At 67.7% G+C, this 16580-nt stretch carries 8 protein-coding genes, 1 tRNA gene, 3 rRNA genes and 1 pseudogene; 11 read left to right on the top strand and 2 right to left on the bottom strand.

Going from position 1 to position 16580, the window contains the following annotated elements; genetic code table 11:
• Position 1: 1 nt before the first annotated feature.
• The 3 genes from E4N63_RS08420 (at position 2) to E4N63_RS08410 (ending at position 2715) form a co-directional block, all read left to right on the top strand.
• On the top strand, positions 2–1387 hold the full coding sequence (locus E4N63_RS08420; RefSeq protein ID WP_125623807.1) for a pitrilysin family protein: 1386 nt from the start codon (positions 2–4) through the stop codon (positions 1385–1387).
• A 114-nt stretch (positions 1388–1501) separates the two neighbouring features.
• Positions 1502–2257, top strand: a complete 756-nt coding sequence (gene dapB, locus E4N63_RS08415) for a 4-hydroxy-tetrahydrodipicolinate reductase (protein ID WP_125623791.1) — start codon at positions 1502–1504, stop codon at positions 2255–2257.
• A gap of 5 nt (positions 2258–2262) precedes the next feature.
• Entirely contained in the window at positions 2263–2715 is a 453-nt protein-coding gene (locus tag E4N63_RS08410; protein WP_125623790.1) for a tetratricopeptide repeat protein, read from the top strand.
• A gap of 129 nt (positions 2716–2844) precedes the next feature.
• Here the strand turns inward: E4N63_RS08410 and E4N63_RS08405 are convergent, their stop codons facing one another.
• Entirely contained in the window at positions 2845–3393 is a 549-nt protein-coding gene (locus E4N63_RS08405) for a hypothetical protein (RefSeq protein WP_125623789.1), read from the bottom strand.
• Between the two features lie 185 nt (positions 3394–3578).
• On the opposite strand from E4N63_RS08405, the gene thyX reads away from it, so the two are divergent.
• The 8 genes from thyX (at position 3579) to E4N63_RS08365 (ending at position 13869) form a co-directional block, all read left to right on the top strand.
• Positions 3579–4319 (top strand): FAD-dependent thymidylate synthase, encoded by a 741-nt coding sequence (thyX, locus tag E4N63_RS08400; RefSeq protein WP_125623788.1) that lies wholly within the window; start codon positions 3579–3581, stop codon positions 4317–4319.
• 176 nt (positions 4320–4495) lie between these two features.
• Complete coding sequence (gene dapA, locus E4N63_RS08395; RefSeq protein ID WP_125623787.1) at positions 4496–5395, top strand: 4-hydroxy-tetrahydrodipicolinate synthase; 900 nt, start codon at positions 4496–4498, stop codon at positions 5393–5395.
• Between the two features lie 165 nt (positions 5396–5560).
• A complete protein-coding gene (locus tag E4N63_RS08390; RefSeq protein WP_125623786.1) occupies positions 5561–7246 on the top strand; it encodes a ribonuclease J in 1686 nt (561 codons plus the stop codon).
• 522 nt (positions 7247–7768) lie between these two features.
• A 16S ribosomal RNA gene (locus E4N63_RS08385) occupies positions 7769–9295 on the top strand.
• Between the two features lie 320 nt (positions 9296–9615).
• Positions 9616–12741 (top strand): 23S ribosomal RNA (locus E4N63_RS08380).
• Positions 12742–12816: 75 nt separating this feature from the next.
• Positions 12817–12933: ribosomal RNA gene (gene rrf / locus E4N63_RS08375) — 5S ribosomal RNA — on the top strand.
• Together the 16S, 23S and 5S rRNA genes form the textbook arrangement of a ribosomal RNA operon.
• Before the next feature lie 58 nt (positions 12934–12991).
• A complete protein-coding gene (locus E4N63_RS08370) occupies positions 12992–13780 on the top strand; it encodes a DegT/DnrJ/EryC1/StrS family aminotransferase (protein WP_267134355.1) in 789 nt (262 codons plus the stop codon).
• 16 nt (positions 13781–13796) lie between these two features.
• Positions 13797–13869, top strand: a tRNA-Thr gene (locus tag E4N63_RS08365).
• A gap of 50 nt (positions 13870–13919) precedes the next feature.
• On the opposite strand, the pseudogene E4N63_RS08360 reads toward E4N63_RS08365, so the two are convergent.
• A pseudogene (locus tag E4N63_RS08360) lies at positions 13920–16552 on the bottom strand (SpoIIE family protein phosphatase).
• Positions 16553–16580 lie beyond the last annotated feature (28 nt).

Genomic DNA, 16580 nt, shown 5'->3' with positions numbered 1-16580 from the left:
CCTGCCCCCTGCGGGCGGATCACACCGCCCGACGGCCCGCACCTCCTCGGAGGGGCGGGCCGTCGGCCGTACCGAAACGCTCCTCCCGGGCGACAACGGCACCGGCACGGTCCGCCGCACCACCCTCCCCGGCGGCCTGCGGGTCGTCACCGAAACCCTCCCGACGGTCCGCTCGGTCACCTTCGGCATCTGGGCGCGCGTCGGCTCCCGCGACGAGACCCCGGCCCTGGGCGGCGCCACGCACTACCTGGAACACCTGCTCTTCAAGGGCACCGGGCGGCGCAGCGCGCTGGACATCTCCGCCGCGCTGGACGCCGTGGGCGGCGAGATGAACGCCTTCACGACCAAGGAGTACACGTGCTACTACGCACGGGTGCTGGACCGTGACGTCCCGCTGGCCGTCGACGTCCTCTGCGACATGCTCACGGGTTCGGTCATCGACGCGGCCGAGGTCGAGGCCGAGCGCGGGGTGATCCTCGAAGAGATCGCCATGACGGAGGACGACCCGGACGACTGCGTCCACGACCTCTTCACCCGCACCATGCTCGGCGACAGCCCGCTCGGCCGCCCGGTCCTGGGCACCGTCGAGACGGTCGAGGGGCTCACCCGCGACCGCGTCGCCCGCTTCTACAAGAAGCACTACGACCCGACGCACCTGGTCGTCACCGCCGCGGGCAACGTCGACCACGACCGCATCACCGGACTGGTCCACGCCGCCTTCGAACAGGCCGGCGCGCTGTCCCGTACGGACGCGGAGCCGGTCGGCCCGCGCTCCGGCAGCCGCGCCGTCCGCGCCGCCGGACGGGTCGATCTGCTCAGCCGGAGCACCGAGCAGGCGCACGTGGTGCTGGGCATGCCCGGCCTGCCCCGCACCGACGAACGCCGCTGGGCGCTCGGCGTCCTCAACACCGCGCTCGGCGGCGGCATGAGCTCCCGGCTCTTCCAGGAGATCCGGGAGAAGCGCGGGCTGGCCTACTCCGTCTACTCCTTCACCACGGGCTTCGCCGACTGCGGGCTCTTCGGCGTCTACGCCGGCTGCCGTCCCGGCCAGGTCCACGACGTCCTCAAGCTCTGCCGCGACGAGCTGGAACAGGCCGCCCGGCACGGGCTGACCGACGAGGAGATCCGGCGGGCCACGGGACAGCTGTCCGGCTCCACGGTCCTCGGCCTGGAGGACACCGGCGCGCTGATGCACCGCATCGGCAAGGGCGAGCTCGTCTGGGGCGACCAGTTGTCGGTCGACGACATGCTCGCCCGGATCGCGGCCGTCACCCCGGACGAGGTCCGCGAGGTGGCGCGTGATCTGCTGGGACAGCGGCCCTCGCTGTCGGTCATCGGGCCGCTCAAGGACCGGCAGGCCGACCGTCTCCACGAGGTGGTGGCCTGACGGCCCACCCGGCCGCGGCGGCACACTGGAGGCCGGCGCGTCAGCTCACCGGCCGCCGCCGGCCCACGGCGGGCCGGCCGGCCGGTCCACGGAAGAAGTGAGGAACAACCCGCCATGAGCAGCAAGCTCCGAGTGGCAGTCCTGGGCGCCCAGGGGCGCATCGGGTCCGAGGCCGTCCGCGCGGTGGAGTCCGCCGAGGACATGGAGCTCGTCGCCGCGCTCGACCGCGACGACGAGCCGGCCGCGCTGACCGCGGCGAAGGCCCAGGTCACGGTCGATCTCACCCATCCCGACGCGGTGATGGGCAATCTGGACTTCCTGATCCGCAACGGCATCCACGCCGTGGTCGGCACCACCGGCTGGACCGACGAGCGCCTGGAGACCGTACGCGGACTGCTCGCCGAGTCCCCAGGAACCGGTGTGCTCATCGCGCCCAACTTCTCCATCGGCGCCGTGCTGACGATGGAGTTCGCGCGGAAGGCGGCCCGCTGGTTCGAGTCCTCCGAGGTCGTCGAACTGCACCACCCGAACAAGGCGGACGCCCCCTCCGGCACGGCGACCCGCACCGCCCAGCTCATCGCCGGGGCCCGGCGCGAGGCCGGCCGCGGCCCCCAGCCCGACGCCACCACCACGGCGCTCGACGGGGCGCGCGGCGCCGACGTGGACGGGGTACCGGTGCACTCGGTGCGGCTGCGCGGGCTGCTCGCGCACCAGGAGGTGCTGTTCGGCGACACCGGCGAGACGCTCACCATCCGGCACGACTCCCTGCACCACAGCTGCTTCATGCCGGGCATCCTGCTCGGCGTGCGGCGCGTGGGCTCGACGCCCGGCCTCACCTTCGGCCTGGAACACTTCATGGACCTGGACTGACGGCCGTGCGCGACAAGATCACCTACAGCGTTCTCGCGGCGGTCCTCTGCGTCTACTTCGTGCTGGCCGGCGGCCGGGGCCTGGCGCTGATCGGGCAGGGCACGGTGGTGACCGTCACCTTCGGCTTCTCCGTGCTGGTGATACCGCTGATCGGCGTGTGGTTCCTGTGGCAGACCACGCGTTTCGCCCGCGACGCGGACCGGCTCGCCGCCGAGCTGGAGGCGGAGGGCGGCCTGCCCGTCGACGAGCTGGTCCGGACCCCGAGCGGCCGGATCGACCGCGACTCGGCCGACGCCGTCTTCGCCCGCCGCAAGGCCGAGGCGGAGGCGGCACCGGGGGACTGGCGGGTCTGGTTCCGGCTCGCCGTCGCCTACCGCGACGCGCGGGACACGCCCCGCGCCCGCAAGGCCATGCAGCGGGCCATCGCCCTGCACGACGGCCGTCCCGTCCGCGCCTGAACCCCGCTGTACTTTCGGCCCGTGGGCCCGCTGCCGCGCGGTGGCGGGCACCGCGTACCCGGGCACCGGCCCTTCGGGGGGCGTACCGGCGCGCGGTGGAGCCGGGGATGCCGGTGGGCGGCGCCGCTCTCAGCGGCCGTAGTGCGCGGCCCAGCCCTCCACCGCGTCCGCCGCCCGGTCGAAGGCCCCGGGGCGGCCCAGGAAGTCGGCGTTGTGGTCGGTGAGCAGCGGCCGCAGCGGCTCCTTGCCGTCGGGCGACGCGACCAGCGCCTGGCCCTGCACAGTGCGCGGCAGCCCGAGCCACTTCACCGGCTGCTGGACGGTCCGTACCCGGGACAGTCGCTGCCAGGGCACGGTGCGGGTGGTGAGCAGGGAGACCTGCCGCAGTCCCTGCGCGCTGACCCACGCGCCCATGCGCAGCACCCGCAGCGCCAGCGCGATCACGGCGGCGGCCGAGACCGCCGCCGTGATCGTTCCGGACAGCGCGCCCGCCAGGGCGACGATCACCGCCGCGACGAGCATGTACGAGGCCAGCAGCAGCAGAAGCGCGGCCGCCCCGACCCGCCAGGGGCCGGGGCGGTACGGGCGGCGCCAGCGGTTCTCGTCGTGGTGCGGCAGGGCGATGTCGTCCGCGGCCTCGTCGAATGCGCGGTCGGCCGTCAGGAAGGTCAGGGGCACGACTGGTCCTCACTCGTATGCACGCTCGAACAGGCTGTGCCCGGTGAGATTATCGACCCGCACCCGGTCCCGACCACCTCAGGGCGCCGGCCCCGGGCGGCGGCCGTTCCCGGCGGCCCCGCGGACGCCCCCGCACCGGCCCGTAAGCTGGGCGCCGCCCAGAGACACCAGGGAAGGACCCGACCGTGACCGACGCCTCAGCCGAGAGCGCCAAGCCGAGCTTCCGCAGCGATGTGACCGTCGAGCTCGTGAAGCACAGCGCGTCCGACACCGACGTGCTGTGGGCCGCCCGTGTCTCGACCGCCGGCGAGCAGTCCCTCGATGAGCTCCGGAAGGACCCGGAGCGCTCCAAGGGGCTGATCAACTACCTGATGCGCGACCGTCACGGCAGCCCCTTCGAGCACAACTCGATGACCTTCTTCATCAGCGCGCCGATCTTCGTCTTCCGCGAGTTCCACCGGCACCGGGCGGGCTGGTCGTACAACGAGGAGTCCGGCCGCTACCGCGAGCTCCAGCCGGTGTTCTACGTCCCGGGCGGGGACCGCAGGCTGGTCCAGGAGGGCCGGCCCGGCCAGTACCGGTTCGTGGAGGGCTCGCCGGAACAGCGCGCCCTGACCGGCCGGGTGATGGAGGAGAGCTACCGCCAGGCCTACGAGGCCTACCAGGAGATGCTGGCCGCGGGCGTCGCCCGCGAGGTGGCCCGGGCGGTGCTCCCCGTCGGCCTCTTCTCCTCCATGTACGCCACGTGCAACGCGCGCTCCCTGATGCACTTCCTGGGGCTGCGCACCCGGCACGAGCAGGCGGCGGTCCCCTCCTTCCCGCAGCGCGAGATCGAGATGGTGGGGGAGCGGATGGAGACGGAGTGGGCGCGGCTCATGCCGCTCACCCACGCCGCCTTCAACGCCAACGGGCGTGTCGCACCCTAGGTCCGGGATGTCCGGATACGCCGTGCGAGGCGCCCGTATTGCGGCGTTTTACGAGGTTCCTCTAGGGTGAAAACCGGATCCGGCACTGCCTGAACCCCCGAGCAGGCAGTGCCGGGTTCCACTTCCCGGCTCCCCGAGGGAGCGCCTCGCGGTGCGCTACGAGTAGCGTGGGACCCATGGCTCCGACCTCCACTCCTCAGACCCCGTTCGGGCGGGTCCTGACCGCCATGGTCACTCCGTTCACCGCGGACGGCATCCTCGACCTCGACGGCGCCCAGCGCCTCGCCGCCCACCTGGTGGACGCCGGCAACGACGGCATCGTCGTCAACGGCACCACCGGTGAGTCCCCGACCACCAACGACGGCGAAAAAGCCGATATCGTCCGCGCCGTGGTCGAGGCCGTCGGCGACCGGGCCCATGTCGTCGCCGGAGCCAGCACCAACGACACCCGGCACAGCGTCGAGCTGGCGCGTGCCGCCGAGGCGGCCGGGGCGCACGGCCTGCTGGCCGTCACCCCGTACTACAGCAAGCCGCCGCAGGAAGGCCTCTTCCGGCACTTCTCGGCCATCGCCGACGCGACCGGCCTCCCCGTCATGCTCTACGACATCCCCGGGCGCAGCGGTGTCCCGATCAACACCGAGACGATCGTCCGGCTGGCCGAGCACCCGCGTATCGTCGCCAACAAGGACGCCAAGGGCGACCTCGGCCGCGCCAGCTGGGCCCTCGCCCGCAGCGGCCTCGCCTGGTACTCCGGCGACGACATGCTCAACCTGCCGCTGCTCTCGGTCGGCGCCGTGGGCTTCGTCTCCGTCGTCGGCCACATCGTCACCCCCGAGCTGCGCGCCCTGCTGGAAGCGCACCTGTCCGGCGACGTCCAGAAGGCGACCGAGATCCACCAGAAGCTGCTGCCCGTCTTCACCGGCATGTTCCGCACCCAGGGCGTGATCACGACCAAGGCCGTGCTCGGCCGGCTGGGACTCCCCGGCGGCCCGCTCCGGCTGCCGCTCGTCGAGCTCTCCGAGGAGGAGACCGAGCAGCTCAGGCGCGATCTGGCGGCCGGCGGGGTACAGCTCTGAACAACGGCACGACCGCACCACCGCATCACCGCACAACTTCACAACGACATCTAACGCACGTGCACGCATGTCACGCGCGCCACGCCCTCTCCGCCATGCCCTGCCGCTCGTTGCACGCGGCGGGGCATGGCGGGGGAGACGGTCGCGCGTGGTGAGGAGAGTCTTTTGAGTCATCCGCATCCCGAGCTCGGCCCGCCGCCGGAACTCCCCCAGGGCGGCCTCCGCGTCACCCCGCTCGGCGGTCTCGGCGAGATCGGCCGCAACATGACCGTCTTCGAGTACGGCGGACGCCTGCTGATCGTCGACTGCGGGGTGCTCTTCCCCGAGGAGGAGCAGCCCGGAGTTGACCTGATCCTGCCGGACTTCACGTCCATCCGGGACCGTCTCGACGACATCGACGGCATCGTGCTCACGCACGGCCACGAGGACCACATCGGCGGCGTCCCCTACCTGCTCCGCGAGAAGCAGGACATCCCCGTGATCGGCTCCAAGCTGACCCTCGCGCTGATCGAGGCGAAGCTCCAGGAGCACCGCATCCGCCCCTACACCCTCGAGGTCAGCGAGGGCCACCGCGAGCGCATCGGCCCGTTCGACTGCGAGTTCGTCGCGGTCAACCACTCGATCCCCGACGCCCTCGCCGTCGCCATCCGCACCCCGGCCGGCCTGGTCGTCCACACCGGCGACTTCAAGATGGACCAGCTCCCGCTGGACCGCCGCCTCACCGACCTGCCCGCGTTCGCACGGCTCGGCGAGGAGGGCATCGACCTGCTGCTCGCCGACTCGACGAACTCGGAGGTCCCCGGCTTCGTACCGCCGGAGCGCGACATCTCCGGGGTGCTGCGCCAGGTCTTCGCCGGCGCGCGGAAGCGGATCATCGTGGCGAGCTTCGCCAGCCATGTCCACCGCATCCAGCAGATCCTCGACGCCGCCCACGAGTACGGCCGCAGAGTGGCCTTCGTCGGCCGCTCCATGGTCCGCAACATGGGCATCGCCCGCGATCTCGGCTATCTGCGGGTGCCGCCCGGCCTGGTCGTGGACGTCAAGACGCTCGACGACCTCCCGGAGCACGAGGTCGTCCTCGTCTGCACCGGGTCCCAGGGCGAGCCGATGGCGGCCCTCTCCCGGATGGCCAACCGGGACCACCAGATCCGCATCGTCCAGGGTGACACGGTGATCCTGGCCTCCTCGCTCATCCCGGGCAACGAGAACGCGGTCTACCGGGTGATCAACGGCCTGACCCGCTGGGGCGCGAACGTCATCCACAAGGGCAACGCCAAGGTCCACGTCTCCGGCCACGCCTCGGCGGGAGAGCTGCTGTACTTCTACAACATCTGCAAACCCCGCAACCTGATGCCGGTGCACGGCGAGTGGCGTCATCTGCGGGCCAACGCGGAACTGGGCGCGCTGACGGGCGTGCCGCAGAACCGCATCGTCATCGCCGAGGACGGCGTCGTGGTCGACCTGGTCGACGGCATCGCCAAGATCGCCGGCAAGGTCCAGGCCGGATACGTGTACGTCGACGGCCTCTCGGTCGGCGATGTGAAGGAGCCGGCCCTCAAGGACCGCCGCATCCTGGGCGAGGAAGGCATCATCTCGGTCTTCGTGGTCGTCGACAGCACCACCGGCAAGATCGTTGGCGGGCCGCATCTGCAGGCCCGCGGCTCGGGCATCGAGGACTCGGCGCTCTCCGCGGTCGTCCCGAAGATCGAGGAGGCGCTGGCGCGCTCGGCCTCGGACGGCATCTCCGAGGCACACCAGCTCCAGCAGCTGATCCGCCGCGCGGTGGGCAAGTGGGTCTCCGACAACTACCGCCGGCGCCCGATGATCCTGCCGGTCGTCGTGGACGTCTGACGGCCCGTCGACGCCCGGACGGCCGCGCACGGAGCCGATTTGCCTCCGGACGCGGCCGTCCAGTACTTTGGCATCTCCCCCGAACGAGGACACCGGGACGCTCTGCGTCCGGATGGAACTCGGACCGGGTGGAAATCCGGCCCGGAGAAATCTGATAACGTCGGGTCAGCCGAAAGGCAAGGCCATTCCAACGGCCACTGGATACGGAATTCGGACCGGGAAATCGGTTCGGAAAGCGTCTGGTAAGGTTGGAAACACCGAAGGGAAGCGCCCGGAGGGCCCGGAGACGGGACCGAAGGAAGCGTCCGTTCCTTGAGAACTCAACAGCGTGCCAAAAGTCAACGCCAGATATGTTGATACCCCGTCCGGGCGGCAACTCTTTGTTTGCTGCCGGGATGAGGTTCCTTTGAAAAAGCCCTTCCGTGCCACCGTTTCGGTGGCGGTCGGGAGGCAATCTTACAGCGAGGACGCTGTGCGCGGCCTGGATTATTCCTCCGGGCTGCGCCGCTCTTGCGTGAAGCATTCACGGAGAGTTTGATCCTGGCTCAGGACGAACGCTGGCGGCGTGCTTAACACATGCAAGTCGAACGATGAACCTCTTCGGAGGGGATTAGTGGCGAACGGGTGAGTAACACGTGGGCAATCTGCCCTGCACTCTGGGACAAGCCCTGGAAACGGGGTCTAATACCGGATACGACCATCTCGGGCATCCGATGGTGGTGGAAAGCTCCGGCGGTGCAGGATGAGCCCGCGGCCTATCAGCTTGTTGGTGGGGTGATGGCCTACCAAGGCGACGACGGGTAGCCGGCCTGAGAGGGCGACCGGCCACACTGGGACTGAGACACGGCCCAGACTCCTACGGGAGGCAGCAGTGGGGAATATTGCACAATGGGCGGAAGCCTGATGCAGCGACGCCGCGTGAGGGATGACGGCCTTCGGGTTGTAAACCTCTTTCAGCAGGGAAGAAGCGCAAGTGACGGTACCTGCAGAAGAAGCACCGGCTAACTACGTGCCAGCAGCCGCGGTAATACGTAGGGTGCGAGCGTTGTCCGGAATTATTGGGCGTAAAGAGCTCGTAGGCGGCTTGTCACGTCGGATGTGAAAGCCCGGGGCTTAACCCCGGGGTCTGCATTCGATACGGGCAGGCTAGAGTTCGGTAGGGGAGATCGGAATTCCTGGTGTAGCGGTGAAATGCGCAGATATCAGGAGGAACACCGGTGGCGAAGGCGGATCTCTGGGCCGATACTGACGCTGAGGAGCGAAAGCGTGGGGAGCGAACAGGATTAGATACCCTGGTAGTCCACGCCGTAAACGTTGGGAACTAGGTGTGGGCGACATTCCACGTCGTCCGTGCCGCAGCTAACGCATTAAGTTCCCCGCCTGGGGAGTACGGCCGCAAGGCTAAAACTCAAAGGAATTGACGGGGGCCCGCACAAGCGGCGGAGCATGTGGCTTAATTCGACGCAACGCGAAGAACCTTACCAAGGCTTGACATACACCGGAAAGCCGTAGAGATACGGCCCCCCTTGTGGTCGGTGTACAGGTGGTGCATGGCTGTCGTCAGCTCGTGTCGTGAGATGTTGGGTTAAGTCCCGCAACGAGCGCAACCCTTGTTCTGTGTTGCCAGCATGCCTTTCGGGGTGATGGGGACTCACAGGAGACTGCCGGGGTCAACTCGGAGGAAGGTGGGGACGACGTCAAGTCATCATGCCCCTTATGTCTTGGGCTGCACACGTGCTACAATGGCCGGTACAATGAGCTGCGATACCGCGAGGTGGAGCGAATCTCAAAAAGCCGGTCTCAGTTCGGATTGGGGTCTGCAACTCGACCCCATGAAGTCGGAGTCGCTAGTAATCGCAGATCAGCATTGCTGCGGTGAATACGTTCCCGGGCCTTGTACACACCGCCCGTCACGTCACGAAAGTCGGTAACACCCGAAGCCGGTGGCCCAACCCGTAAGGGAGGGAATCGTCGAAGGTGGGACTGGCGATTGGGACGAAGTCGTAACAAGGTAGCCGTACCGGAAGGTGCGGCTGGATCACCTCCTTTCTAAGGAGCACTTCTCGGCCGGCAGGGGGTAACTCCTGGTGGTCCAGAGGCCAGAACACCGGCGAGTGTCCGGTGCTGGTTGCTCATGGGTGGAACGTTGACTATTCGGCGCATCACGGTTGCTGCTGCTAGTACTGCTCTTCGGAGTGTGGAACGCGGTGGGGGTCGGGGTGTGCCGGGCGCGCTGTTGGGTGTCTGAGGGTACGGGCTGTGAAGCTTGTGTCCTTTGGTGCCGGTCCCGGTGTACTCATTCCGTGTGGGGTGGGGTGGCGGGTGGCTGGTCGTTGTTTGAGAACTGCACAGTGGACGCGAGCATCTGTGGCCAAGTTTTTAAGGGCGCACGGTGGATGCCTTGGTACCAGGAACCGATGAAGGACGTGGGAGGCCGCGATAGGCCCCGGGGAGCTGTCAACCGAGCTTTGATCCGGGGGTGTCCGAATGGGGAAACCCGGCAGTCGTCATGGGCTGTCACCCATACCTGAACACATAGGGTATGTGGAGGGAACGCGGGGAAGTGAAACATCTCAGTACCCGCAGGAAGAGAAAACAACCGTGATTCCGGGAGTAGTGGCGAGCGAAACCGGATGAGGCCAAACCGTAGGCGTGTGATACCCGGCAGGGGTTGCGCTTACGGGGTTGTGGGATCGTACTTCGATGGTCTGCCGGGCCATCGGGCGAGTCAGAAATTGTTGGTGTAGGCGAAGGGCATGCGAAAGGCCCGGCGTAGAGGGTAAGACCCCCGTAGCCGAAATGTCAGCAACTTGCTTGTGCGACACCCAAGTAGCACGGGGCCCGAGAAATCCCGTGTGAATCTGGCGGGACCACCCGCTAAGCCTAAATATTCCCTGGTGACCGATAGCGGATAGTACCGTGAGGGAATGGTGAAAAGTACCGCGGGAGCGGAGTGAAATAGTACCTGAAACCGTGTGCCTACAAGCCGTGGGAGCGTCGCGCATCGGACTTGTCCGGTGCGTCGTGACTGCGTGCCTTTTGAAGAATGAGCCTGCGAGTTTGCGGTGTGTTGCGAGGTTAACCCGTGTGGGGAAGCCGTAGCGAAAGCGAGTCCGAATAGGGCGATTCAGTAGCGCGCTCAAGACCCGAAGCGGAGTGATCTAGCCATGGGCAGGTTGAAGCGCGGGTAAGACCGTGTGGAGGACCGAACCCACCAGGGTTGAAAACCTGGGGGATGACCTGTGGTTAGGGGTGAAAGGCCAATCAAACTCCGTGATAGCTGGTTCTCCCCGAAATGCATTTAGGTGCAGCGTCGTGTGTTTCTTGCCGGAGGTAGAGCACTGGATAGGCGATGGGCCCTACCGGGTTACTGACCTTAGCCAAACTCCGAATGCCGGTAAGTGAGAGCGCGGCAGTGAGACTGTGGGGGATAAGCTCCATGGTCGAGAGGGAAACAGCCCAGAGCATCGACTAAGGCCCCTAAGCGTACGCTAAGTGGGAAAGGATGTGGAGTCGCAGAGACAACCAGGAGGTTGGCTTAGAAGCAGCCATCCTTGAAAGAGTGCGTAATAGCTCACTGGTCAAGTGATTCCGCGCCGACAATGTAGCGGGGCTCAAGCGTACCGCCGAAGTCGTGTCATTCCAGCATGAGGTCCAACGACCGTTGGGATGGGTAGGGGAGCGTCGTGTGCCGGGTGAAGCCGCGCCGGAAGGCAGTGGTGGACGGTTCACGAGTGAGAATGCAGGCATGAGTAGCGATACACACGTGGGAAACGTGTGCGCCGATTGACTAAGGGTTCCTGGGTCAAGCTGATCTGCCCAGGGTAAGTCGGGACCTAAGGCGAGGCCGACAGGCGTAGTCGATGGACAACCGGTTGATATTCCGGTACCCGCTTTGAAGCGCCAGCGCTGAACCTTCTGATGCTAAGTCCGTGAAGCCGCCGGCTGAGTCTTCGGACGAGGTCGGAGTGGTGGAGCCGACGATCCAAGGGGGTAGTAGGTGAGTGATGGGGTGACGCAGGAAGGTAGTCCAGCCCGGGCGGTGGTTGTCCCGGGGGTAAGGGTGTAGCCCGGAGGGTAGGTAAATCCGTCCTCCGTGTAAGGGTGAGACCTGATGCCGAGCCGATTGTGGTGAAGTGGATGATCCTATGCTGTCGAGAAAAGCCTCTAGCGAGTTTCATGGCGGCCCGTACCCTAAACCGACTCAGGTGGTCAGGTAGAGAATACCGAGGCGTTCGGGTGAACTATGGTTAAGGAACTCGGCAAAATGCCCCCGTAACTTCGGGAGAAGGGGGGCCATTGCTGGTGATCGCCCTTGCGGTGTGAGCTGGTGGTGGCCGCAGAGACCAGCGAGAAGCGACTGTTTACTAAAAACACAGGTCCGTGCGAAGCCGTAAGGCGATGTATACGGACTGACGCCTGCCCGGTGCTGGAACGTTAAGGGGACCGGTTAGTGCGCTTTCGGGTGTGCGAAGCTGAGAACTTAAGCGCCAGTAAACGGCGGTGGTAACTATAACCATCCTAAGGTAGCGAAATTCCTTGTCGGGTAAGTTCCGACCTGCACGAATGGCGTAACGACTTCTCGACTGTCTCAACCATAGGCCCGGTGAAATTGCACTACGAGTAAAGATGCTCGTTTCGCGCAGCAGGACGGAAAGACCCCGGGACCTTTACTACAGCTTGATATTGGTGTTCGGTTCGGCTTGTGTAGGATAGGTGGGAGACTGTGAAGCCCGGACGCTAGTTCGGGTGGAGTCGTCGTTGAAATACCACTCTGGTCGTGCTGGATGTCTAACCTGGGTCCGTGATCCGGATCAGGGACAGTGTCTGGTGGGTAGTTTAACTGGGGCGGTTGCCTCCTAAAGGGTAACGGAGGCGCCCAAAGGTTCCCTCAGCCTGGTTGGTAATCAGGTGTTGAGTGTAAGTGCACAAGGGAGCTTGACTGTGAGACCGACGGGTCGAGCAGGGACGAAAGTCGGGACTAGTGATCCGGCGGTGGCTTGTGGAAGCGCCGTCGCTCAACGGATAAAAGGTACCCCGGGGATAACAGGCTGATCTTCCCCAAGAGTCCATATCGACGGGATGGTTTGGCACCTCGATGTCGGCTCGTCGCATCCTGGGGCTGGAGTCGGTCCCAAGGGTTGGGCTGTTCGCCCATTAAAGCGGTACGCGAGCTGGGTTTAGAACGTCGTGAGACAGTTCGGTCCCTATCCGCTGTGCGCGTAGGAGTCTTGAGAAGGGCTGTCCCTAGTACGAGAGGACCGGGACGGACGAACCTCTGGTGTGCCAGTTGTCCTGCCAAGGGCATGGCTGGTTGGCTACGTTCGGGAGGGATAACCGCTGAAAGCATCTAAGCGGGAAGCCTGCTTCGAGATGAGGACTCCCACCCCCTTGAGGGGTTAAGGCCCCAGTAGACGACTGGGTTGATAGGCCAGATATGGAAGCACCGCAAGGTGTGGAGTTGACTGGTACTAATAGGCCGAGGGCTTGTCCTCAGATGCTCGCGTCCACTGTGTTGGTTCTGAAACAACGAACTGTGTTGCCGTCCGGTTCGTGCAGTTTCATAGTGTTTCGGTGGTTATAGCGTGAGGGAAACGCCCGGTTACATTCCGAACCCGGAAGCTAAGCCTTTCAGCGCCGATGGTACTGCAGGGGGGACCCTGTGGGAGAGTAGGACGCCGCCGAACAATTCTTGAGATAGAAAGCCCTGTGGGGGACTCCGGTTCCCCACAGGGCTTTCTCGCGTTGTTCTACGGGCCACTCGGAGTTCATGTTGGCCCCGGATCATCTGCAGCTATGGGACGTGCAGCGGAGAGACTTGAGCGGGCTCTGACGGATTCGGGTGTGGGCGCCGGCGACGAGGTCGTCATGCCGTCGTTCGCGGCTCAGGAGGTGGCGCACGCCGTCCGGGCGGCCGGCGCCACACCGGTGTTCGCCGATATCGACGCCGACTCCTTCTGTCTGTCGGCGGAGGGCGCGGCCGGTGCGGTGACTCCGCGTACCGCCGCGATCGTGCCGGTCCATCAGTTCGGACACCGCGCGGATCTGGCCGGGCTCGGTGAAACGGCCCGCCGCCATGGGCTGTTGCTCCTCGACCACGAGGAGGACGAGAGTCCCGCGGCGGAGATCCTGCACCGCCAGGCGCATGCCGCCTATCTCAGCGCCCGGCTCAGAGGGGTTCGTACTCCGCGCGTCGCCGCGGGCGCCGGACACACCTACCAGCAGTACGTGGTGCGTGTGCCGGGGAACGGCCGGCCCGACCGGGACGCGTTCGCGATGGTGCTGCGGAGCAAGGGCATAGCCTGCCGGGTGCCCGTGCAGACGCCCGTCCACCGGACGCCCGACTTCCGGCGGGACCTCTGGCTGCCGGAGACGGAGCGCGCCGCGGACGAGTGCCTGGCGCTGCCCTCCGGGTCATCGCTCTCTCGCCGGGAGCTGCAGCGGGTGGTGTCCGCGTGCAACGCTCTCGGAGGGCTGCTGCGTCCCGCCTCGCGGCCGGGGAGTGGTCGGGACCGCTCCAGGGCTCGGGTATGATCTATCCCGTTGCCGCGCCCCAATAGCTCAGTCGGCAGAGCGTCTCCATGGTAAGGAGAAGGTCTACGGTTCGATTCCGTATTGGGGCTCAGAACGGGAAGCCCCCGCCGTGAGGCGGGGGCTTCCGGCATGTCCGGGCTCAGGCCCGCTCGGTGGGCGGCTCCGGTACCCGCATGGCCAGGATCGCCATGTCGTCCGAGGCGGGCTCGGCGGCGAAGCGCTCCACGGCGCGGAGCACGCGGGCGGCGACGGCGCCGGCCGTCAGCCCCGTACATGTCCGCAGAACGTCGGCCAGGCCCTCGTCGCCGAGCATCCGGGTGCCCTCGCGGCGCTCGGTGACCCCGTCGGTGACGCACAGCAGGACGTCGCCGGGGGCCAGGGTGACCTCCTCCTCGTAGAGTTCGAGGTCCTCCATGACGCCGAGCAGCGGCTGGGGCTCCGCGGCGGGCTCCACGCTGCCGTCCTGGCGCAGGCGCAGCGGCTGCGGATGCCCCGCGCAGACGACCTTGAGCAGGGCGCTGCCGTCCGGCTGCGGCCACAACTCGCCGTAGAGGAGGGTGAGGAAGCGGCTGCGGGCGCCCTCGTCCAGGATGGCGTCGTTGAGGCGCTCCAGGACGGCGGGGCCGCCGAAGCCCTCGCGGGCGAGGAGCCGCAGGGCGTGCCGGGCGAGGCCGGTGACGGCGGCGGCTTCGGGGCCGGTGCCGCAGACGTCGCCGATGGCGAAGCCGTAGGCGCCGTCCCGGATCGGGAAGAGGTCGTAGAAGTCGCCGCCGACCTCGTTGCCCTCGCCCGCCGCGCGGTAGATCACCTCGACCTCGACGCCGGGCACGTCGGGCAGCTCGGGCGGGAGCAGGCTGCGCTGGAGGGACTGGCTGATGGCGGTGCGCTCGGAGTAGAGGCGGGCGTTGTCCAGGGCCAGAGCGGCCCGGCGGGACAGGTCCTCGGCGAGCTCCAGGATTTCCTGGCGGAAGTGCTCGTCGGAGGGCTTGCCGAGGGTGAGCATTCCGATGACGCGGTTACGGGCCACCAGCGGCAGGACGACCGTTTCGCCGCCGACGGCGGATGCCGTGGCGAGGGACGGCCCGGGGCCGTGAGCCGCTCCGGAGTCGTCGCCCAGGCCCAGGTTCCGCAGCGAGCTGCGCAGGGCCGCCGAGTGGGCCGCGTCGCTGGGGGCGGTCCAGACGCGGGCGCCGGGGGTCGGTACCGGGTCGGGTGGCGGGACCTTGCCGAGCAGCGTCTTGAGGCCGTCGATCCGGTCCTCGTCCTCGTGCAGCACATAGGAGAGTTCGGGCTCGGTGGACTGGTCGGCGACGGTGTAGACGGCGCACCAGGCGGCGAGGGTCGGGACCGTCATCTGGGCCATCAGTGCCAGGGTCTGGTCCCGGTCGAGGGTGCCGGCGAGCAGGTCGGAGGCTTCCACGAGGAAGGACAGGGAGCCGCGGCGGAGCCGCTCCAGCTCGGTGAGGCGGGCGCGTTCCACGGCGAGGGCGATGCGGTCGGCCGCGAACTGGAGGCGCAGCGCCTCCTCGTTGCTGTAGCGGCCGGGGGCCTCGGCGGCCACGCCCAGGGAGCCGGTGAGCCGCCCCTCGACCTTGAGGGGGACGGTGACGACGGAGCGCATGCCGGTGCCGGCGAGGAGCGGGACGGCGCCGGGGACGACGGTGAGGTCTTCGTGGACGGCCGGCATCCGGGCGGACCCGTAGCGTCCGGTTCCCGCCTCGACGGGGACCCGGGCGAAGCGCTGGCGGGCCGAGGGGAGGCCGGTGGAGGCGCGGACCTCCAGCTCGGTCTCGTCGTCCGTGGCGAGCAGCAGGTAGGCGGCGTCGCCGTCGAGCATGTCGCGGGCGCGTTCCACGGTGCGCTGCAGGAGGCCGTCGAGGTCGTCGGGGGCGGGGGAGCCGATGAAGACCTCGAAGGGGTCCGCGGCCGAGCCCTGGCGGTCCCCGGAGGGTGGTGCCGTCCGGGGAGGCGGGGGCGCGGAGCGTCGTCTGCAGCACGGCGCGTTCGTGGTCCCGTACGAGGAGGCACACAGTGGAGGGGGCGCCGTCGGCGTCCCGGACCCGCAGATGGGAGGCGTAGACGGGGACGACCCGCCCGTCCGCGGCGCGGATGCCGTAGGAGCCCTCCCAGCGGGAGAGCTGGAGGGCTTCGGCGATGCCGGTACCGGTGCCGGGGGTGTGCGGCCAGGCCGCGAAGTCGGTGAGGGGTCTGCCGAGGACCTTCTCGGTCTCGTGGCCGAAGAGGGCCTCGGCGTCCTCGTTCCAGGAGCTGACCGCGGAGTCGCGGTCGATCTGGACGACGGCGACCCGGACCCGGGCGTCGGCGACGGGGAGGGCGTCGGTGGGCAGGGCGGGGCCGACCGGGTGCCCGCGGGCGCTCGGGGAGGGAGAGCTCGAACCAGACCTGTTTGTGGGTCGGGCTGTACTCCACGCCCCAGCTTGCGGCGATCGCTCCGCAGAGCATGAGCCCGCGGCCGCCTTCGCGGTCGGGGCTGGCGGCCTGGGCCGCGTTGTGCTGCAGGGGGACGTCGCGCTCGGGGTAGCGGTCGGCGACCTCGACGCGGACCCCGTCGTCGGTGCGCAGGCAGAGGACGTCGGCGGCGGTGCCGGCGTGGACCACGGCGTTGGTGACGAGCTCACTGGTGAGGACGACCGCGTCGTCGACGATGTCGGAGTAGCCCCAGCCCTGCAGGGTGTCGCGGACGAAGGCGCGGGCGCTGGCGACCGAGCGCCCGACCGGCTCGAAGGTGGCCGTAGCCCGCGCGGTGATCACTGGTCTCCTCGGGAAGGTCTCGGTGCCG

It is taken from the genome of Streptomyces sp. MNU89 (assembly GCF_020982505.1).
Classification (GTDB): Bacteria; Actinomycetota; Actinomycetes; order Streptomycetales; family Streptomycetaceae; genus Streptomyces; species Streptomyces xinghaiensis.
Note: the sequence above shows the minus strand (reverse complement) of the source record. Positions and strands in the feature narration are given on the sequence as shown.

Excerpts from the sequence above, each read along its gene's own strand:
- dapB (WP_125623791.1), top strand. The coding sequence starts at position 1,502 with ATGAGCAGCAAGCTCCGAGTGGCAGTCCTGGGCGCCCAGGGGCGCATC.
- dapA (WP_125623787.1), top strand. The coding sequence starts at position 4,496 with ATGGCTCCGACCTCCACTCCTCAGACCCCGTTCGGGCGGGTCCTGACC.